16 protein-coding genes and 1 pseudogene are annotated in these 21,187 nt (G+C 52.0%); 5 read left to right on the plus strand and 12 right to left on the minus strand.

The genetic code is table 11. The features are described from left to right. Positions 1–597: 597 nt before the first annotated feature. Positions 598–1,362, minus strand: a complete 765-nt coding sequence (locus tag L975_RS05700; RefSeq protein WP_052181298.1) for an alpha/beta fold hydrolase — start codon at positions 1,360–1,362, stop codon at positions 598–600. A 217-nt stretch (positions 1,363–1,579) separates the two neighbouring features. Here L975_RS05700 and L975_RS05705 point away from each other — a divergent pair, with 217 nt between their 5' ends. From L975_RS05705 to L975_RS05715, 3 genes are all read left to right on the plus strand, one after another. Then, entirely contained in the window at positions 1,580–2,995 is a 1,416-nt protein-coding gene (locus L975_RS05705; protein ID WP_039046203.1) for an amidohydrolase, read from the plus strand. Positions 2,996–3,097: 102 nt separating this feature from the next. Then, on the plus strand, positions 3,098–3,310 hold the full coding sequence (locus L975_RS05710; protein WP_010861901.1) for a glycine zipper 2TM domain-containing protein: 213 nt from the start codon (positions 3,098–3,100) through the stop codon (positions 3,308–3,310). Positions 3,311–3,481: 171 nt separating this feature from the next. Then, positions 3,482–4,219 carry a phosphatase gene (locus L975_RS05715; protein ID WP_156121112.1) on the plus strand — a complete coding sequence of 246 codons (738 nt, stop codon included), beginning with the start codon at positions 3,482–3,484 and terminating at the stop codon, positions 4,217–4,219. A gap of 121 nt (positions 4,220–4,340) precedes the next feature. Here the strand turns inward: L975_RS05715 and L975_RS05720 are convergent, their stop codons facing one another. The 3 genes from L975_RS05720 to purT form a co-directional block, all read right to left on the minus strand. Continuing rightward, positions 4,341–6,083 carry a formate--tetrahydrofolate ligase gene (locus L975_RS05720; RefSeq protein ID WP_047707661.1) on the minus strand — a complete coding sequence of 581 codons (1,743 nt, stop codon included), beginning with the start codon at positions 6,081–6,083 and terminating at the stop codon, positions 4,341–4,343. A gap of 52 nt (positions 6,084–6,135) precedes the next feature. After that, positions 6,136–6,666 (minus strand): M48 family metallopeptidase, encoded by a 531-nt coding sequence (locus L975_RS05725; protein ID WP_039046206.1) that lies wholly within the window; start codon positions 6,664–6,666, stop codon positions 6,136–6,138. A gap of 165 nt (positions 6,667–6,831) precedes the next feature. Then, positions 6,832–8,007 carry a formate-dependent phosphoribosylglycinamide formyltransferase gene (gene purT / locus L975_RS05730; protein ID WP_047707662.1) on the minus strand — a complete coding sequence of 392 codons (1,176 nt, stop codon included), beginning with the start codon at positions 8,005–8,007 and terminating at the stop codon, positions 6,832–6,834. A gap of 889 nt (positions 8,008–8,896) precedes the next feature. Here purT and gltS point away from each other — a divergent pair. Next, positions 8,897–10,069 (plus strand): sodium/glutamate symporter, encoded by a 1,173-nt coding sequence (gene gltS, locus L975_RS05735; RefSeq protein WP_225624508.1) that lies wholly within the window; start codon positions 8,897–8,899, stop codon positions 10,067–10,069. A gap of 234 nt (positions 10,070–10,303) precedes the next feature. Here the strand turns inward: gltS and L975_RS05740 are convergent. Then, positions 10,304–12,235, minus strand: a pseudogene (locus L975_RS05740) (exoribonuclease II); the annotation flags it as partial. Between the two features lie 316 nt (positions 12,236–12,551). On the opposite strand from L975_RS05740, the gene L975_RS17215 reads away from it, so the two are divergent. Beyond that, positions 12,552–13,337 carry an MliC family protein gene (locus tag L975_RS17215; protein ID WP_081995614.1) on the plus strand — a complete coding sequence of 262 codons (786 nt, stop codon included), beginning with the start codon at positions 12,552–12,554 and terminating at the stop codon, positions 13,335–13,337. 150 nt (positions 13,338–13,487) lie between these two features. Here the strand turns inward: L975_RS17215 and L975_RS05750 are convergent, their stop codons facing one another. From L975_RS05750 to sapA, 7 genes are all read right to left on the minus strand, one after another. Continuing rightward, positions 13,488–14,354 (minus strand): hypothetical protein, encoded by an 867-nt coding sequence (locus L975_RS05750; protein ID WP_047707663.1) that lies wholly within the window; start codon positions 14,352–14,354, stop codon positions 13,488–13,490. Positions 14,355–14,769: 415 nt separating this feature from the next. Then, complete coding sequence (fabI, locus tag L975_RS05755; RefSeq protein WP_010861892.1) at positions 14,770–15,561, minus strand: enoyl-ACP reductase FabI; 792 nt, start codon at positions 15,559–15,561, stop codon at positions 14,770–14,772. A 251-nt stretch (positions 15,562–15,812) separates the two neighbouring features. Continuing rightward, the gene (locus tag L975_RS05760; RefSeq protein ID WP_039046209.1) at positions 15,813–16,622 is read right to left on the minus strand and encodes an ABC transporter ATP-binding protein; all 810 of its coding nucleotides are present in this window, start codon (positions 16,620–16,622) and stop codon (positions 15,813–15,815) included. Next, complete coding sequence (locus L975_RS05765; RefSeq protein ID WP_010861890.1) at positions 16,619–17,617, minus strand: oligopeptide/dipeptide ABC transporter ATP-binding protein; 999 nt, start codon at positions 17,615–17,617, stop codon at positions 16,619–16,621. Before L975_RS05765 ends, L975_RS05760 begins: the two co-directional genes overlap by 4 nt. Continuing rightward, the gene (gene sapC, locus L975_RS05770) at positions 17,617–18,492 is read right to left on the minus strand and encodes a putrescine export ABC transporter permease SapC (RefSeq protein ID WP_010861889.1); all 876 of its coding nucleotides are present in this window, start codon (positions 18,490–18,492) and stop codon (positions 17,617–17,619) included. The genes L975_RS05765 and sapC overlap by 1 nt, the downstream gene beginning before the upstream one ends. Before the next feature lies 1 nt (position 18,493). Beyond that, entirely contained in the window at positions 18,494–19,453 is a 960-nt protein-coding gene (gene sapB, locus L975_RS05775; protein WP_047707666.1) for a putrescine export ABC transporter permease SapB, read from the minus strand. After that, a complete protein-coding gene (gene sapA, locus L975_RS05780; protein WP_081995616.1) occupies positions 19,450–21,111 on the minus strand; it encodes an ABC transporter substrate-binding protein SapA in 1,662 nt (553 codons plus the stop codon). Before sapA ends, sapB begins: the two co-directional genes overlap by 4 nt. Positions 21,112–21,187: the final 76 nt, after the last annotated feature.

Below are 21,187 nucleotides of genomic sequence, written 5' to 3' on the forward strand. Positions count from 1 at the left end.
GCGTCAGCGTGATGTTTATTCAGCAAGAAATGCATGAACTGGTCTGCGCAGCGGGCGTAAGGTTACCGAACTTTTCGGTCTATTTCGAGCTTTGTTTATGCAATTTGTTGTGCTTGGCTATTCATTGACCACAAAAGGGACGCGTTGTTGTCATTATGTTTTGTTTTCTGTTAACGAAATAGCCGATGTTTTTCAGCTTGTTACTGAGCTACGGGGTGTCAGCATTTTGCTGCGTGGAATAAAAATTTATTGGTTATAAAAAATTAAAAATAAGCTATTCACAATTGTGCATAAAAAAGCATCTTTGTGGAGGAGGCAATGGCGTGATTACGTTGCTATTCGGGCGAGAAAATGCCGTCTAAACGCAGGTGAACAGGGAGTTTTACGTGGTTCAGCACCAGAAAATAACAAGAAAGAGGCGTGTTGTATTTATCCCTCTATTGAGATGCGGCGCATTAGGCTTGGTGCGTTAGGTTTGAAGTGGTGGTTAGGCCGGCAGTGATGGGGCGGAACGATATACGCAATATCCAAATACGCAATATAAGTATGAGTACAACCCAGACCTCGGCCTGTCGTTCACCTCGTTAACGATTGTGGTTAGCGTAGCGCTTGGTATAGCAAATGCTGCAGCAGTTGATTGCAGCGCTCTGGTGATTCTGCGGGGGCGGCATGATGAAGGCCGGGCAAAGTATGAAAACGCGAATAACTTAGTGGAGCAAATAAACGACGACGACGCGCTTCACTGAGATAATCGAGCTCACTGCTGACGATATCGACGGGCACGCAGTTTCGTTGCATCAACTCAGCGGAGGCTTGCCAATTTTGTAGGCTGTACAGTAGGCGTAGATATTGGGCTTTCGAGTTTAGGCTGAGCTGCTGGATAAAGCGTTCACGCACCGCATGCAATTGCGGATCCGGAAACAGCAGGGGAGCGGCCGCTTTAGCCATATTCTCCACGCCAAATAAGCGAACAAACCAGATGCGCTGGGTGAAAAATCGGCTGACATCCGGATCCGTTAAGCGCAGATCGGTCGTACCGTTGATCAAAATGGCATGCAGCACTTGATGTGGGTGTTTGAGCAATAACTCCAATCCCACCAATGCACCGAGTGACAAACCTATCACGATCACCGGCCCGCAATTTTGTGTCAGTAACCAGCGCGACAGGGCACGGGTCATTTCCGGAATACCGCGGTGTGATGTCAGTGGCTCGGATTGCCCATGTCCGGGTAAATCCGGCGCGAGGACACGATAATAAGGGGAAAACGCACTGAGTTGCGGTTGCCAGTCTGTAGAGTTGGTTCCAAGGCCGTGCAGGAACAAAAGTGTGGGTTTGGTGTGACCGTAACACAGTGCATGCATGGCGATGGCTCCAACATCCAAAAAAGGGGCATTCCCTCAGAATAGACCTAAACAGGGAAAGACCGGCAACAGGGGATATATAAAGCCTAGTGCGTATTGTTTTATTTGCTAGTCGTGAAACAGATCACGCATCTTAAAACTGGTTGCGTAAACGTTTGCCTGCGTTTGCGTGGTCAGTATCATATTGCCACTTTCTGCCCAGCCGTTTGAGGTAACTATGCCGTTCTCTAAGTCGTCATTCTCCAAGTCTGTGCTTGCACTGACGATTGCCGCAGTCTCTTTTTCTGGTTATGCCGCTCAGCAAGCGGATCTGATGATCACTGATGGTACGGTTCTGACCATGAATCCGCAAAATCAGGTCTTTGAGCAAGGCACTGTTGTGGTTAAAGGCAACAAGATCATTGCCGTTGGTGGCCCAGAGCTGGCTAAGCAATATAAGGCAGATAAAGTGCTGGATGTGGACGGTGACATTGTGATGCCCGGTCTTATCAATACCCACACGCATGCGTCGATGACCGTGTTCCGCTCGCTGGCAGATGATGTGCCGGATCGTTTGCACCGTTATATTTTCCCTCTGGAAAACAAGATGGTGTCCCGTGACATGGTGCGTGTTGGCGCGAATCTGGCCAACGTAGAAATGGTCAAAGGCGGTGTGACCACCTATGCCGATATGTACTACTTCGAAGATGAAGTAGCAAAAACCGTGGATAAAATCGGTATGCGTGCCGTGCTGGGTGAATCAGTGATTAAATTCCCGGTTGCGGATGCTAAAAATGCCGACGAAGGCATTCAGTACGCGGTGAACTTTATCAACGAATATAAAGATCACCCACGTATTACACCGGCTTTTGCGCCACACGCGCCGTATACCAACACGACCGAGCATTTGCAGCAGATTGCTAAATTGTCACAGGAGCTGGATGTGCCGGTGATGATCCACTTGGCTGAAACTGACCGTGAAGTGGAAGAGATTGCAAAACGCACTGGCGGTAAGAGCCCAGTGCAGTACATGGCGGACATTGGCGCGCTGAACAACAAAGTGCTGGCTGCTCACGCCATTGAAGTGAACGACAAGGACATGGATCTGCTCAAGCAGTATGACGTGGGTGTGGCGCACAACATGAGTGCTAACATCAAGTCTGCTAAAGGTGTTGCGCCGGTGACGACGATGCTGGAAAAAGGCATTCGCGTAGGTCTGGGAACTGATGGCCCAATGTCAGGTAACACTATCACCACCATGGATGAGTTAGGTCAGGTGGCGAAAGTGCATAAACTGGCGACCAAAAACCGCGCGGCGATGCCTCCACTGACGGTGGTTGAAATGGCAACCATGGGCTCAGCCAAAGCGCTGCACATGGAAGACAAGCTGGGTTCGTTGGAAACCGGCAAGTTGGCTGACGTGATTGTGGTTGATACCAAAGCGCCAAACATGGTGCCAATGTATAACCCATTTGCGGCGCTGGTTTACGGGGCATACGGCGCGAACGTTCGCCACACCATCGTGGATGGCAACATTCTGATGCAAGATCGCAAACTGCTGACTGTGGATGAAGAGGCGATCCGTAAAGAAGCGCTGGCGTTTTCTGACAAGGTGCGCGAAGCCGTGATTGCGAGCGGGGAAGTCGTCAAATAGCGACATCTTCTCAATAGGCAAAATATCTCATACAGTAGGCGCGTTTTAGGGAAAGCGACTGCGGCGCTTTCCCTGTTTGCTGCATCGTTTATGAGGTGAATAATGAAAAAAATCACATTGCCAGTACTGGCACTGTCTGCCGTGATGCTGGTTGCGGGCTGCGCAAATGGCCATATGACCAAACGTGAACGTGATACCACCATTGGCGCGGCAGCCGGTGCTGTTGTGGGCCATGTGCTGTCTGATGGCAGTGCGTTGGGCACCGTCGGTGGCGCGGTTGTTGGTGGCATGGTAGGTCACGCATCCTCCCGTTAATCCTTGTGATTTGCTGCAAGAATCCCTGTGCTAATGCACGGGGATTTTTTGTTTTTGGGGCGCAGAAAACTTTGGTTCTGCCGGTGAGCAGTGTACCCTGTGAGGGTAGTTTGTCCGGCGTATAGCAGAAAATATGCCCCAATGACATGAAGTTGCAGGAAGGAGTCCGTGATGTTTCCGGTAGACACGCATACCCATACGATTGCCAGTACCCATGCTTATAGCACCATCCATGACTATATTGAGCAGGCAAAACGTAAAGGGATCCGGTTGTTTGCAACTACCGATCACGGCCCCGAAACGGCAGATTCTCCCCATCATTGGCATTTTATGAATTTACGCGTGATCCCACGAATTGTTGATGGCGTGGGCATTTTACGCGGTATTGAGGCCAATATTCGTAATCGTCAGGGCGAGATTGATTGCTCCGAGAAAATGTGGGAAGTTCTTGATCTGATCCAAGCCGGTTTACACGATCCCTTTTTTACCCCGCAAGATATTGATGTGCATACCGATGCGCTGATCAACACAATCCGAAGTGGCAAAGTGCAGATCATCACCCATCCGGGCAATCCTAAGTTTCCAATTCATGTCGATGAGGTGGTGAAAGCTGCTGCCGAGTGCGGTGTCGCGCTGGAAGTGAACAACTCCTCGTTTGTGGTTTCGCGGGCGGGCAGTGAGCATACTTGTCCGGCGATTATTGCAGCAGCCAAACGCCACGGAGCGTGGCTGGTGATGGGGTCGGATTCCCACATTGCTTTCTCGCTGGGGGATTTTGAGCATTCGCTACGTTTAATCAATGAGGCGGGTTTCCCACATGAGCGTTTGTTGAACTCCTCGCCGCGTAAATTACTCGATTTTCTGGAAAGTCACGGCAAAGCGCCGATTGCGGAATTTGCCGATTGGTAAGCATTCTGGGCTGAACAGCAATAGAAATCGACATAGAAACAGAAACAAAAAAAAGAGCGCCTCGAAAGGGCGCTCTTTTTTATCTGCGGTTGTTGTTAGACCGGTTAGCGATATCCGCTAATCAGCCTAAACCAACAATGGTGCCATCCGCGGTAATATCGATGCCTAGGTAGGCAGGATGCTCAGGCAGCCCCGGCATGGTCAGCACGTTGCCGCACAGCGCATACACAAAGCCAGCGCCAGCGCACAGATTCAGCTCTCGGATAGGCAGCACGAAATCCTGTGGCGCGCCTTTGAGCGCTGGATCGTGACTGATAGAGAGCGGCGTTTTGGCCAAACAGACATACAACTCTTGCTGACCGAGCTGTTCGATATGGGCTAATTGCGCCTGTGCTTGTGGTGAGAGTTCAACGCACTTCGCGCCATACCCCCGGCGTGCAACGGCATTGAGTTTGTCGATCAGCGGCGCCGTAGGCTGATAGAGCGGTGTAAAGGTCGCGGGTTGCTCGCAGGCTTGCATGACCGCTTGTGCCAACGCCAGCGCACCTTGTCCACCTTGGCTGAATGCATCGCTAAGCGCGACTCGGCATCCTGTCTCTTCGATGCGATGGCATAGCCACTGCAATTCCGCATCGGTATCTTGCGGGAAGCGGTTGACGGCGACCACGACCGGCAAACCATACTTTTGCACGTTATCCATGTGCCATTGTAAGTTGGTAAAACCCGCTTCCAGTGCTTCTTGATCGGCGGAAAACAAGGATGGCGGAATGGCCTGCCCGGGTTTGAGGTTATAGCGCCCCGAGTTGGCTTTCAGCCCACGTAAGGTGGCGACCAATACTACGCAATCTGGCGCTTTCCCTGCCACTTGCGCTTTGATATTACAGGCTTTCTCCAGCCCCATATCAGAGCCAAAACCGGCTTCGGTGACAGTGTAATCGGCCAGCTTGAGTGCCATTTTGTCGGCGATAATGGAGGAGTTACCGTGCGCGATGTTGGCAAATGGGCCGGCATGGATCAGCACCGGAACCCCTTCTAGCGTTTGCATCAGGGTTGGGTTGATGGCGTCTTTCATGATGGCCGCCATTGCGCCCGCGACACCTAAGGCTTCGGCGGTAATCGGCTCACCGGCATGGTTATAAGCCAAGATCAGACGGCCGAGACGTTGGCGCATATCCGGCAAGTCTTGCGCCAGTGCCAAGATGGCCATTAGTTCGGACGCCGCGGTGATATCAAAGCCGGACTCACGCTCGATGCCATTGGCATGGCTACCCGGCGGATTGATGCCGATACGAATCTTACGCAAGGCGCGATCGTTATGATCCATCACGCGGTTCCACACGATCTGCTGTGGGTCGATATCCAATCGTGGCAGACCGGTGCGCTCAGTAAAGTGCTCAGCACCTAAACGGCTTTCATGATAGAGGCGAGCATCCAGTGCGGCGGCGGCCAGATTATGGGCCGCAGTAATGGCATGGATGTCACCGGTCAGGTGTAGGTTGAGTTCGTCCATTGGGGCGACTTGGCTGTAACCGCCGCCGGCAGCGCCACCTTTGACGCCAAATACCGGCCCCATCGACGGTTGGCGGATGCAGGCGATGGTTTTCTCGCCCAGCGCGGCTAATCCCTGCGCCAGACCAATGGTGGTGACGGTTTTACCTTCGCCCAGTGGGGTTGGGGTGATGGCGCTTACCAGCACAAATTTACCGTCTGGTTGCTGGGCGGTACGTTGCAAGGTGTGCAGACGAATTTTGGCTTTATGTTCACCCAGCGTCAGGACTTCGTCCGGCAGAAAACCGGCTTTTTGGGCAACATCGGAAACAGGAAGCAGTGCCGCTTCCTGGCAGATTTGGCTGTCTGTTTTCATGCTGTGTTACTGTGATTCCGTAAAAGAGGCGATGGGCGGCATGAGGCCGGCGCTAATACAGTTTTCCGTACAGATCCAGATGCGTGAGATATAAACGGGTATCAAACTCCAGCTGGTGGTAGGCCGGCTCCATGTGCAGGCAAAGCTGATAAAAAGCTTTGTTGTGCTCTTTTTCACGCAGGTGAGCCAGCTCGTGTACCACAATCATGCGCAGCATCTCAGCGGGTGCTTCTTTAAACAGCGCGGCAATTTGGATCTCAGCTTTGTTTTTGAGTTTATTGCCCTGAACCCGCGACACACTGGTGTGCAAACCCAACGCATGTTTGAGCACATTGATTTTACTGTCATAGTTGACACGACTGAGTTGCTGGGCGGTACGCAGGTAGTGATTTTTCAGCTCCATCGTATATTGATACAGTGCTTTATCACTTTTGATCGCGTGCTGGGAAGGGTAGCGACGACGCAATAATTCCCCCAGCTTATTATGCTGGATAGCATCACGGACTTGCTGTTGCAGTGTTTCGGGATAACCCGCGAGATATTTAAGTTCGGCCGCCACAATACTACTCAAGTTGCTGGTCATGCTTCTGGTGCGAAACTGTCATTTCACGACCGATTCGTGGCGTGACAGATGCGGTATGACAGATAAAGGTATAAAGATAAAGGTATAAAGATAAAGACGCCTGATTCTAGCCTGAATCATGACCGGCTGAAACTCGCAACCGCGTTTTTCAGCCGGATTTGGCGATTAGGCGTTCACACAAATGCTGTCAGCCGCTTGTTTTGCAGTATGAATGGCTGCTTCGGTGGTACTCGCATTACACAACGCCACCCCTAAACGACGACGTCCGCGAATTTCCGGTTTACCAAACAGACGCAGCTGTACCTGCGGATAGCTTAATGCTGTGCACAGGCCACCAAAGCGCAGATCGTGGCTGTGCAGCGTGGGCAAGATCACCGCAGAGGCGGCCGCGCCGTATTGAGTAATGGTGCCGACAGGCAAGCCGAGGAAGGCTCGCACATGCAGAGCAAATTCAGACAGGTTTTGTGAAACCAGCGTGACCAGACCGGTGTCATGTGGGCGTGGGGACACTTCGCTAAACAGCACTTCATCACCGCGGATAAACAGCTCAACGCCAAATAAACCGTAACCGCCCAGCGCGTGCACAACGGTTGCCGCCACTTCTTGAGCGCGAGCTAAAGCGGTTTCGCTCATCTGCTGCGGCTGCCATGACTCGCGATAATCGCCTTCTTCTTGGCGATGACCAATTGGCGCACAAAAATGAATCCCATCCACCGCTTGTACCGTGAGTAAGGTGATCTCAAAGTCAAACTCTACAAAACCTTCCACAATCACGCGGCCTTTCCCTGCTCGACCACCTTCTTGGGCATACTGCCACGCGGTGGCGACATCGGCTTCGCTACGCAGCACGCTTTGCCCTTTACCGGATGAGCTCATCACCGGCTTGGTAACGCAAGGGAAACCAATTTCGAGCACGGCTTGGTGAAATTCAGTTTCGGTGCTGGCGAAGCGGTAAGGGGAGGTGGGAAGTTGGAGGGTTTCAGCGGCGAGGCGGCGGATGCCTTCGCGATTCATGGTGAGTTTTACTGCCTGCGCGCAGGGGACGACTTGTTGCCCTTGTTGTTCCAGATCGACCAATGTGTCGGTGGCGATGGCTTCGATTTCGGGCACCACATAATCCGGTTTTTCTTGTCGGATCAGCTGGTGGAGGGCTACAGGGTCGAGCATGTCTATCACATGGCTGCGGTGCGCCACCTGCATTGCGGGAGCATCGGAATAACGATCAACGCCGATAACTTCAATCCCGAGCCGCTGGCATTCAATTGCCACTTCCTTGCCCAGTTCCCCACAACCTAACAACATCACTTTCGTGGCCGACGGACGCAGTGCAGTTCCTAACATGGTGAAATAACCCTTATATGGCAGAAAAAGAGATTCAGTCCTGAAAAGCGTGGCTGATTATAAAAGGAAAACGTTTGCGCGGCAAAGATGTTACTGCAATCGCGCAAAATAAAATCACTGATAAGGTATCGCTCTCCACGGTTTGCTGTCAGTCGGTGAGCATGCTTATCGCCGCTGGTTTGCGGGAAAATCTGCGAGGTGCTTCAGGGTCTTTTTGTTCCTGATTAGAGGTTTCGTAAACTTTATGTTATAATACAAAAGGCTATGCTCTTGTATTGCGCAAATTCTGTGCAGGTAAGGCCCAATAAAAGTGCGAAAAAAGTGCCAAGCCAGAAAATATCCGTGTTATTTCAAGGCGGCATTTTAGGAATGTGCGGTTTTATTGGGGCGTTAATAAACGGGTTTTGCTCATCGCTAATGAGCGAGACGGTGAATGTGGTTGTTTTTAGTGAAAAAAGCCACATGGTCACAGAATAGATAATGCGGTAGTAATGCGGCAAGTGAGCGGATAAATGAAGGCAATTAGCTGGTAGAGATGAGTATGACTGTTTGTTGCAAATTATAACCACAATATAATTTGCGAAACAGATTTAGCATGGATTGATTGTGACTGATATGCACAATAGACGATAGCTTGTGAGACGCAGTGGCATTGCGCTCGGAGCTTTCCATCTCACGGTAAATTATCCGCCAGCGCTGAGGTTATCAACGCATTTTACAGCTATTCAGAGCCTGAACATGAAGCATAGCGCTTAAACAGAGTACCCGCTCTGCATTGATATAAAACCGACGGTTTTTACTTTAAGAAGGAAAGGGTTTTAAGCCGGATTTCGGCTATCACGAAAATAAAAAAATAGGATTTTTCTGAATGCATGTAATTTCGTTATCGATGATAACCACACTGATGACAGCAGTGTTGGTTTTGCTGGTTGGACGCTATTTTGAAAAGCGTGTCTCACTGTTTAGTAAATATTTTATTCCTGCGCCTGTGATTGGCGGTGTGATTTTTTCGTTTATCACACTGTTCGGGCACATGACTGATTTGTTTGTATTTACTTTTGACGACAGTATTCGCCAGTTATTCATGGTGGCCTTTTTTACCACTATCGGTTTTTCGGCCAGTTTGAAAATGCTCAAACGTGGCGGCATTCAGGTTGTCTTTTTCTTGTTGGTGGCACTGGTATTGGCCGTGTTGCAGAACCTGCTGGGTGTGGGCTTGGCCTCGGCATTTGGCTTAAATCCACTGATTGGTGTGGCAGCTGGCTCGGTGGCGTTGACTGGCGGGCATGGTACAGCCGGTGCGTTTGGGCCATTGCTGGAGTCTGCTGGTGCCGAAGGGGCTACCGCTGTGGCGATCACCGCCGCGACGTTTGGCCTGATTTCTGGCTGTGTGATCGGTGGACCGGTCAGTAAATTGTTGCTGCTAAAGCATGCGGAAAGCCGTTATGACGACCAGCATGAAACTGAAGAAAATATCGAATTAAAAGAAGACCGTAATCATATTTATGAGCGTTCAGCGTTCGACACCATTTTAAAAGTCATCATTGTTATGGGCGTCGGCTCCATTTTGGCTGATGTATTAAATGTGTTGGGTCTGGTGCTGCCGGTGTATATCGGTCCGATGATTGTGGCGGCGATTACCCGTAACGTAATGGATAAAATGGGGAAAAAAGTTAATACCTATGTCATTGACTCAATAGGTAATATTTCTTTATCTCTGTTCCTGTCGATGGCGTTAATGGGGTTACGTTTGTGGGATATCAGTGTACTGGCATTACCGCTGGTGGTGATTTTACTGGCGCAAACCTTACTGATGGCACTGTACAGTTATTTCGTGACCTATAACTGCATGGGCCGTGATTATGATGCGGTGGTGTTAGCGACTGGTCACTGTGGTTTTGGTATGGGCGGTACACCGAATGCGATGGCAAATATGGAAGCATTTACTGAAAGTAACGGCCCGTCTCAAAAAGCGTTCTTTGTCTTACCGCTGGTTGGGGCATTATTTATCGATTTTGCCAATGCTTCATTGATTACCCTGTTTATTTATTTCTTTAAATAAAAATAGATATCTCTTTTGGTTGTGTTGATATCTGATTGATTTGGTAGATAACACATAAAAAAACGGATGCAAATTGCATCCGTTTTTTATTGCCTAGCGCAGACTAAATATATCGCGGTAGTAAACGTGAGTTACTACACACGCGAATTACTGCGCATCGGTTGCAGGTGCGTTTTCGCTTGGCGTTTCAGCTGCGTCTGCTTTCACTTCAGCGGCTGGTGCTTCTGCAGGCGTTGGTCTGGCAACGATGTTACGGGTTTCCATCCGCACTTCAGCCAAGGTCACTGGTAGGGTATCGCCCAGACGGTAAACCGGCTCACCTTTGATGGAAATGGTCGCGGTATCGGTGCTGCATTCCAGCTCATCACGCACTTGGTGAATGAATGGCGCAGGAACGAAAGCGACGGCACCGTTTTCCAGCAGACGGACGCGCAAACCACCGCGCGATACATCGATGATCTCGGCTTGATAGCTGCGGTTTTCCGCCAGCTTTGGCTGCAGGAAGCGGGAGTACAACCAATCACCGACATCACGCTCGGACATACGGTTAAAGCGACGACGCTCGGCCAGTTGTGTAGTCAGCGCTTCACTTGGCTGAGTTGCAGGCTGCTCGTTACGGATCACCGCTTTCAGCAGGCGATGGTTGACCATGTCACCGTATTTACGAATTGGTGAGGTCCAAGTCGCGTAGGCTTGCAGGCCCAGACCAAAGTGTGGTGCTGGTACGGCGCTCACTTCACTGTAAGCTTGGAAGCGACGAATACGACCATCCAGATAAGCGGTTGGCATCGCATCTAATTGACGACGCAGGCGACAGAAACCGTCCAGTGACAGCAGGGTGTCGCGATCAAACTCGACCCCGTTGTTGCCAAGGATAGTCACCGCTTGGTCAACCAGCTCAGGATCGAAACCCGCGTGCGCGTTGTAGATACCGAAACCGACTTTATCCGCCAGTACCTTGGCGGCGCATTCGTTCGCCAGAATCATCGATTCTTCAACCATGCGGTTGGCAATACGACGATGCTCGGCCACGATGTCAGTAACTACACCGTTTTCATCCAGCACAAAGCGGTAATCAGGGCGGTCTTTGAACACTAAGGTGTTCTCACTGCGCCACTGGGTACGTGCCAGCGCCATCTGGTGCAGCTGCGTGATTTGCTCGGCAACCACAGCGTTCTCAGGCTGCCAGCAGTTTTCACGTTGCTCCAGCCAATCAGAAACGTTGTCGTACACCAGTTTGCCGTGGGAAGTTACCCAACCGGCAAAGAAGTGCGCATCGTCACCCAGAGAGCCGTCTTTATGCACGCTAACGCGGCACAGCAGTGCAGGGCGACGCTCGCCTTCACGCAGTGAGCACAGGTCATCAGACAGCTCGCGTGGCAGCATTGGGATGTTGAAGCCCGGCAGGTAGTTGGTGAACGCGCGTTGGCTGGCTTCTTTATCCAGCTCGCTGCCTTCAGCCACGTAAGCGGTTGGATCGGCGATGGCGATGGTCAACTGCCAGCCATTATCGGTGGCTTGGATGTACAGCGCATCGTCCATATCCTGCGTGCTGGCGCTGTCGATGGTGACAAACGGTAGTTCGCTCAGGTCTTCGCGGGTTAGGCTCTCATCCAACATGCCGTTGAATGTGGCGGTTGGTGCTTCACGCTCCAGCTGGTGGCGTGACAGCGTTACCCACCATGGCGCATAGTGGTCATTGGCATGGGTAATGAATTCGGTTACGTCGGCATAAAAACCGCGGTCGCCTTTGAGCGGGTGACGTTTCATCTCCGCGACAACCCAGTCACCTTCGTTCAGGGTTGCATCCAGCCCTTTTACCGGACGGCAGGAGATCGGATCATTCAGCAGTGGATGATCTGGAACGACATTCAGCTTACCGTCACGGCCTTTGCGGATGCGGCCAACAAAACGGCTCAGGAACGGCTCAATCAGGCTGTCAGGCTCGGCAACTTCACGCTCTTTTTCAGTGCGCAGCAGGGCTACCACACGGTCACCATGCATGACTTTTTTCATGTACGGAGGCGGGACAAAATAACTTTTCTGATTATCAGTTTCGATAAAGCCGAAACCTTTGTCGGTACCTTTGATAACACCTTCGATTTGTGGGGTGTTTTCACGCATTTGTTGCTTAAGCTGGGAAAGCAGCGGGTTATCTTGAAACATAAACCTATCCGGCAAGGGAGTAATCTATCGGTTAGTCCCGATAATACCATTTGTTGAGCGGTTTTAAGCAGATTTATCTCGGCAGGATTCTTGCTTATTGCCCGCATCGGGCGGCAGATGCCGCGCGTCCGCCAGTGAACCGTCGCCAACGGCGCGTGGTCGGCGTTTAACACCGCATGTTTCGTGCAGGACGCGATGTGGGAATGGCTTATACTACAAGATTATCGAGAGTCTACGGTCTGGTTGTAGACTTCATGACCGAAGATTGCTAAAACCCTGCGCGGTAGAGATAACAGAACTTGATGGACACACAACAATGAAGCGCTCAGCAGGCCTATTTATTCTGGGAATATGCAGTATGCCGGTGCTGGCACATACGCCGGTGATTGATTGTAAAACATCCTCCGGCTCAGTCGAAAAGCTGATCTGTAGCGATCCGGCCTTAGCGGCGCTGGATCAGAAGATGGCAAAAGTTTATCAGGAAGCGGTGGCCAAAGGCACCGATTCTGCGTGGCTGAAGGCCACCCAGCGCGGCTGGATCAAAGGGCGCAACGAATGCTGGAAGAGCAGTGATCTGCCGGCTTGTACTCGTCAGAATTATCAGCTGCGTATTGCTGAATTGCAGGTGAAGTATCAACTGAGCCAGCCATTGGCTCCTGTGGTGTACAGCTGCAAAGGGCGACCAGACCCGGTTACGGTGACCTTTTATAATGAAACCAAACCGCAAGCGGCCAATATCACGCTCGATAGCAGTGGTGAGCCGGATAGTCAGGTGGTGTCTTTTATCCAACCATCAGGTAGCGGTATTCGCTATGGTGGGGTGAACACCCAGTATGACGTGTTGTTCTGGGGCAAAGGAGAGGCGGCGGCGTTAACCATCAATGGTACGGAGTATGCGTGTCAGGTGAGCGAGCAAACCGCAGTAAGCAGTACAAGTAAAAAAGTAGAGGCTACCCCAGCGAGTAACACGCAACTCGAAAGTACGCCCAGCGCGAGTTCACCAAGCAAAAGCGCCAGCGAACCGGTGAAAAGTGTACCGGTAACAGAAAGCAGTGCACCGAAAGTGCCAAAAGCACAAGCAGAGCAAAGTACAAAGCCATAATTATTTGGATACGCTCATGTAAAACGGCAGCCTTAGGGCTGCCGTTTTGTTTTTGGCGTTGTTGCAAACGGAGGGCGACAACTATGTTCAAAAATACCGATTTTGAAAAATACCGTTCTAGAAAAAGGTCAATGGTGATGACTCACGAAATTACCCGCGAAAATATTGCCATGCATCTTGCCAATTCATCCCCGTACCGGGAGCGTAGTGCAACTCTCCTTGTCCGCACCACCCACTGTTTGGCCACGGACGACATTGATACAAGCGACCATTGCGGCGAACCACATCACCGGCTTGATACGGCGTGCCAGTTTGATACTCCGGATAATCTGCTGGCTGGGTGCTGGATTGCTCATCGGGGTTGATCCCGTTGCGACCGGTAACGCTGACAGTATAGTTTTGTGCACCAAGTCCGTTATTAGCCTGAATTTGCAGGCGATAAGTGCCCGGATTATTAACGACCAAGGTCATCGGTGTCCGCTGTCGGGTTGCTTGCGCTTGGGCGCTGGCAACGCGGTTACCGTCGCGGTTATAGAGCTCGGCATTGACCAGATAGGTGGCTGCGGCCGCTACCTCAAATTGGATCAGCGCTTGCTGATTACGTAGTGGATAGTGTCGTTGTAAGCGAGAAATACGGATGGTGCGCGGGTAGCCATCTTGGTTTTGTTGCCACTGCCCGTTTTGATTGTTGGTACCGTTATTGCTTTCCCACTGGCCATTATTTTGCGACGGACTGTTTTCCCACGGACTGTTCCCCCACGAGCCATTTTGATCCCATTGCCCGTTATCGCCATGCCATTGGCCGTCATCATAGCCGGGGTTTGTCAGGATTTGATTCACATCCAAACACTCTTTCAGCGAGTTCTGGCTAGCGCACAGTAACTGACGGGCTATCTCAGCCGCTTGTCGGCTGCGCTCTTGCTCTGTCGCCGCATGAGAGGTTGGGGCAACACTGATGGCGATGATTAAGCTAACCAGTGAAATGGGCAGGGATACTCGGGGTGCGGCACGGTGCATAGCAATAATTCCTGTTTGAGGCGTGGCAGGTAAGATAAAAGGTACCGAGCAGAAAAATCGCCACGCGTAACAAAACACAATGTCCGCAGTATACGTGAAGGGCGAGAGTGGCCGGAGTAGGCTTGCGCGCGAGCGGCGGATTTACATGCCATTAAGATAACGGCTTGTGAGGCAGATTCCGGATTGGCGGATGGTAAACCGCTCACTGGAAGAGTGGGATGTGTGACAGAGAAAAGGAATAGGGAAGGTCTGAATTACCTACCGACATAAAAAAATCCGCCGTAGCGGATTTTTCAGAACTTGATAGAGATAAGCTTAATAGAGGCAAGCTTGGTAGAAAACAGCGTGATAGGAACAAACGTTAACGTTATAGAAACGAGAGTGAACCTATTCGCGCTGTCTTATCCGTTGCTTGTTACTCGTTAACTTCCAATTCGTTCATCGCAGCGATGTTAAAACCGCCGTCAACGTGCAGGATCTCACCGGAGATACCGGCAGCCAGATCAGAGCACAGGAATGCGGCGGAGTTACCCACATCTTCGATGGTCACAGTACGGCGAATTGGAGTGACAGATTCGCAGTGAGACAGCATCTTCTTGAAGTTTTTGATACCCGCAGCGGCCAGAGTACGGATAGGGCCGGCAGAGATACCGTTAACACGCACGCCTTCAGCGCCCATAGCATTCGCCATGTAACGCACGTTAGCTTCCAGAGAGGCTTTCGCCAGCCCCATCACGTTGTAGTTAGGGATAGCGCGCTCAGCACCCAAGTAAGACAGCGTGACCAGTGCAGAGCCTGGGTTCAGCATCTTACGGCAAGATTTCGCCATCGCGGCAAAGCTATAGGAGCTGATGTCGTGAGCGATGCGGAAACCGTCACGGGTTACGGCGTCAACATAGTCGCCGTCCAGCTGGTCGCCTGGAGCGTAAGCGATGGAGTGAACAAAACCGTCGAAGTTTGGCCATACGTTGGCCAGTTCAGCGAACATGGCATCGATGCTGGCATCTTCTGCAACGTCACATGGCAGCACGATGGAAGAGCCGCACTCGGCTGCAATCGCGTCAACGCGAGACTTCAGTTTTTCATTCTGGTAGGTGAAGGCCAGTTCCGCGCCCTGACGATGCATAGCGGCAGCAATGCCGTAAGCGATAGAACGGTTGCTGGCTACGCCTGCGATTAAAATACGTTTACCGGTCAGAAAACCCATCACAAGAGATCCTTGTTGTCTACAAAACTGATATCAATACGGCTTTGTACGAAAGAATGAATTCAGTGATTCTACCATGTTCCACGCTGTGGTCGACATGTCTACCTGCTCATCCGAGCAGTCTGGCGCTGCTGCGAAGGGAAAAAGTGGCTAGATTTAACGGTGATTGAGCGTCAAATGAGCGGGGATTGGCGGGTAATGTGTGCGTAGTCTCTGCTTTGGCAGAGACTACGCATAGGTAAAGCTAGGCGTTAAATTTCGACCGGTCGTTCCCACGCGGCTGGGGTCAGCACCTCACCAAAATGACTTTCAATCATTCGGCGTGTCAGGTCATGTTGTGGATCGCAAAATACCGTTTTCGTATCGCCGCGCTCCACCACATGCCCTTGCTGCATGACCAGCACCTTATCACTGATGTGTTTGACCACACCCATATGCTGGCTTACATAAATATAGGAAATCCCTAGATTTTCTTGTAGTTCTAGCATCAGGTTCAGGATTTGGGAGCGCATGGACATATCCAGCTGGGTCAGTGCTTCATCTGCCACGATGATTTTTGGCTCTAGAATCAAGCTGCGCGCCAGCGAGACACGCTGTTTTTGGCCGGTGGCCAGCATTTGTGGATAGACACTGGCGTGATCGGGCAGTAAGCCGACTTTGCGCAGTGTGGCAATGATCCGATTTTCCCGCTCTTGGGCGGTCAGATCGGTATTCAGCTTTAGCGGGCCTTCCAAGATTTGACCAATCTGCATTTTGGGATTTAGCGAGGTGTTCGGATCTTGGAATATCATGCGGATCAACTTGCAGCGATGGCGGTAATCGCCATACCACAGGCGCTCGCCATGCACGCGGATCTCGCCTTGGGTCGGCTCCACCATGCCGGCAATCAGCTTGGCGAGGGTGGATTTACCGGAGCCATTTTCACCGATAATGGCTAAGGTTTTGCCTTCATCCAGCGATAAATCCAGCGGATGCACCGCCTCCACCGTGTGACGACGGAATAAACCGGTATGGTAGCGGAAGGTTTTACTGAGTCCGGTGACGTCTAATAGGGCACTCACAGCTGGCTTTCCTCTACGTTAAGCGGGAAGTGGCAGGCAAACTCATGATTTTTGATTTTGCGCAGCACTGGGGTTTCAATGCATTTTTTCTGCGCATGCGGACAGCGCGGCCCCAAGCGGCAACCAATCGGCAAGTGCTGCAGCGGCGGGATTGCGCCGGGCAGGGTGCTGAGTCGGCTTTTGTGCGGCAGTGGCTCACGAAAATCCGGCATCGAACGCAGCAACGCCAACGTATAGGGATGGTGCGGCGTTTCTAAAATCTGCTCGCATGTACCAGATTCAATGGTCTGGCCGCAGTACATCACGGTTAGCTTATTGGCGGTTTGCGTCAGACTGAGTAAGTCGTGGCTGACCAGCAAGATGGTGGTGTCATTCAGCTGATTCATCCGATCCAGCAGACGGAAAATCTGCGCGCGGGTGGTCGGCTCCATCGAGTTGGTCGGTTCATCGGCAATCAGCAGCTTCGGTTGGTTGGCCAGCGCCATGGCAATCATGACCTTCTGGCATTCCCCTTCGGTGAGCTCATACGGGTAGCTGCGCATGATTTCGCGGTGATCTTTGATCCCCACTTTGTGCAGCAGCGCCTTGGCTTGCTTGTAGCGCCAATTCCAACGTTTCCACCAGTGGCCTTTGAACGTCCACGATGGGATGGTTTCTTCCAATTGACGACCAACGCGCTCAGAAGGATCAAGGCACGACTGCGGCTCTTGGAAAATCATCGAGATATGACGACCTACCCAGTGGCGACGCTCTTTATTGCTCAGGCGCAGCATGTCGACGTCATTAAAGCGAAAACGGTCGGCGGTGATTTTCCAGTTATCTTTACTGACCCCGCAAATGGCTTTGGCTACCAGACTCTTACCCGAGCCTGATTCGCCCACTAACCCGCGGATTTCACCTTCGTTGAGGATCAAGCTGACGCGATCCACGGCTTTTACCGGCCCAGCCGGAGTCATGATTTCAATCGTCAGGTTACGAATATCTAAAAGTGGCATTACTCGGTTCCTGCGTTGATGGCGCGGCGCAGCCCGTCACCGGCGAGGTTAACAATGATCACACTGAACAAAATCGCCAGACCGGGCAGGGTGACGGTCCACGGTGCGATATACAGCAAGCTGAGGGCTTCACCCAACATGGCTCCCCATTCAGGGCTTGGGCGCTGGGCACCGAGATCCAAAAAGCCCAATGCGGCGATATCCAACATGGCCACAGAAAAACCACGGGTAAATTCAGTGACTAGCATCGCCATGATGTTTGGCAGCACGGCGTAGCGCAAAATATAGCCGTTGGACGCGCCGTCTAAGCGAATTGCAGTGATGTGATCTTTTTCCATCTCATCGTGCACGGCGGTATATACCGCGCGCACAAAACGGGGCACCAGCGCCAACCAGACAGCAAACATGGCGTGCAGTAAACCGGCGCCAGTGAGCGCGACGACGATGATCGCAATCAACAGGGTTGGGATAGACAGCAGCGCATCCAGCGTGTGGTTTAAAATCGAGGATTTCAGACCCTTGGACATCCCCGCCGCGATACCGATCAGCGTGCCGACAATTGAGGCGGTGCAAACTACTAAAAAGGCGCTACCGAAGGTCAATTGGGTGCCGCAAATCAGACGACTGAAAATATCGCGCCCCAGATCATCGGTACCGAAGAAAAACTCCACTTTGCCATTTTCCGCCCATGATGGCGGCATCAGCTCTTTGTCGATGAACTGAAAATTCGGTGCAAACGGGGCGATGTGATGACCAAAGACGGTCAAGATCAGCAAAAACAGCAGACCATAAAAACCGATCATCGAGACGGTATCGCCCCGGTACAGGTTCCAAGTATGTGCCATACGGCTAGGCATTACAGTACGGTGTGGCATATCAGTGAACCTCGTACCATTCTTTACGGATCAGCGGGTTAACCGCGGCGCCGACCAGTTCCGACAGCACGCTGATAAAAATAACGGAGCTACCCACCACCACCACACCGGCGGAGATGGCGGCATAGTCATGCTGGTTCAGCGCTTGAATTAACCAGCGGCCAATACCCGGCCAGCTAAACACGGTTTCGGTGATCATCGCCAGTGTCAGCATGGTGGAAAACAACAGCCCTAATTTAGGAATGATCGGTGGTAGGGCGTTGCGCAAAATCGAGCGGCGTAAAATGGTCAGTCGTGACCACCCGCGGGTGGCCGCCACTTTTACATAGGGCTTGTCGACCACTTGCTCGGTACTGGCGCGCATCAAGCGGATCACTTCAGTGGTTGGCGATAACGACAGCACGACCACCGGTAAAATCATGTGCATCACGGTGTTGTAAATAATCTGCTCGCGGTACGGGGAGTCAGATAACCACGCATCCACCAGAATAAATCCGGTTACCCGCTGCACTTCATACAGCAGACTGTGCTGACCGGAAATCGGCAGCCAGCCTAAGTGCAGGGAAAACAGCATGATCAGCAAGATCCCCAGCCAAAATACCGGGATGGAAAAGCCAACCAACGCGATGGCGGAGATAATTAAATCTTGCCAGCGACCACGGCGCGCACCGGCAATCAGACCGAGCGGAATACCGATGATCAGCGCCAGAATAAAGGCCAGCAAGCACAGCTCCAGCGTAGCCGGAAATACGTTCAGCAATTGTTCGCTAAGTGGCTCTCCGGTGACGTTGGAGACGCCGAAGTTGCCATCGCTCAACGCCATCAGGTACTGGCTGTAACCGTCAAACCATGACAGATCAGACGGCGCGCTACCATAGCTTTTGAGCCAGTAGCCGATGAGGGTCAGGATCAGCACCGTAATCACCAACAGGCTGAGCCGACGCAGGGTGTAGATGATCATTGCTCAGGCTCCTGCCGGTAAACTTCGGAAAACGAGGTACTGCCGAACGGGCTGAGAACCAAGCCGTTCAGGTCGGCGCGGTGCCCTTGCAGGCGCAGTGAGTGCGCAATTGGGATCACAGGCGTTTCTTCTTCCATAATTTGTAAGGCGTTGCGATAAAACAGCAGGCGGCTGGCCAATTTGTCGGTGGTCAGGGCCGCATGTAAGAAGGCATCAAAACGTGGCTCGCACCAGCGCGCGTAGTTACTGCCGGAGTCGATGGCGTTGCAGCCAAGCTGAGGGCGCAAGAAGCTGTCGGGGTCATCGCTGTCGGAAACCCAACCGGTCAGTACCATGTCGTAATCGCCGCTTTGCAGCATACCGCGCTCAAAACTTTGGGTATCGATCGGGATAATTGACACTTTCACCCCCGCTTTGGCCATATCCGCTTGGATCAGCTCAGCCATTTTCAGTGGTGACGGGTTATAACTTTGTGCGGAGGTCGGTACCCACAATTTGAGCTTCAGATCTGACACACCCGCTTCCTCCAGCAGCTTTTGTGCTTCCGCGGGGGTGTAGTAGTGTTCGGCCAGACGATGGTCAAACGCCCATGAAACCGGCGGCAGCAAAGAGCGCGCTGGCTCCGCAGTACCGTAGTAAATGGATTTCAGCAGACGATCGCGATTGACCAGCATAGAGAGTGCGCGGCGCACTTTCGGGTTGTTCAGCGGCGCTTTTTGGGTGTTGAGCGCCAGATAAGAGACGTTCATCCCCGATTGTACGCTCAGCTTCAGCCTAGGATCGTCTCGCAGCAAGGCAATCTGGTTAGCTGCCGGATAAGGCAGGACATCGCACTCGCCGGTGATCAGCTTGGCCATCCGGCCAGCACCGCCTGACGCGAAGTCCACCACCACTTGGGCAATGCGCGCTCGACCTTTCCAATATTCGTCGTGACGGGCGAGACGGATGTACTGTCCGTTACGGTACTCTTGTAACTTGAACGGGCCAGAGCCGATCGGCAGGCGGTCAATCTGCTCTTGTTTACCTTCTTTGAGCAGTTGATCGGCGTACTCTTTGGACAGGATCACCGCAAAGTGCGTGGCTAAGTGGGTTAGGAAGGAGGAGTCCGGACGCAGCAATTTGATTTGCACTTCGTCATCATTGAGCTTGGTGATGGACTCAATCTTGCTACCCAGTTGCAAGCTATCAAAATAGGGATAAGAACCGCCGCCGACCATATGGTATGGCGATTTCGGATCGAAAATCCGTTGCAGGCTGAACACCACATCATCAGCGTTCAGGGCGCGGGTTGGGGTAAACCAAGCGGTCTGGTGAAATTGAATGCCGCGGCGCAGTTTGAAGGTAAACGTGCGTCCGGCGTCACTGATCTGCCAGCTCTCGGCAGCAGAAGGCATCAGCCGATAGGTAAAAGGATTGATGTCCAGCAGTCGGTCATAGACCTGCGTGGAGATAGCATCAATGGTAACCCCGGCCTTGACTCGCTGGGGGTTCAGGATATTGGTGTTACCGGCGGTACAGTAGACGAATCCTTTCTGATAAATCTCTGCCGGCAAAGTTTCGTTAGCCCATGCAGGTTGTGCCAGCAGCAAAAATAGACCGCTGATCCAGTACCACGCATGCCATAACGAAACGCCACACCTTATTTTCAGGCCGCTCATGTTGACTCGTTTTTTTTCTAACAAGGGCATCATTTTACATTACTCTTGCCGAACGCCAACCTCTGGCGATTTATTG

Origin of the sequence: Plesiomonas sp. ZOR0011 (genome assembly GCF_000800945.1) — a bacterium.
Lineage (GTDB): Bacteria > Pseudomonadota > Gammaproteobacteria > Enterobacterales > CAMTGL01 > Plesiomonas > Plesiomonas shigelloides.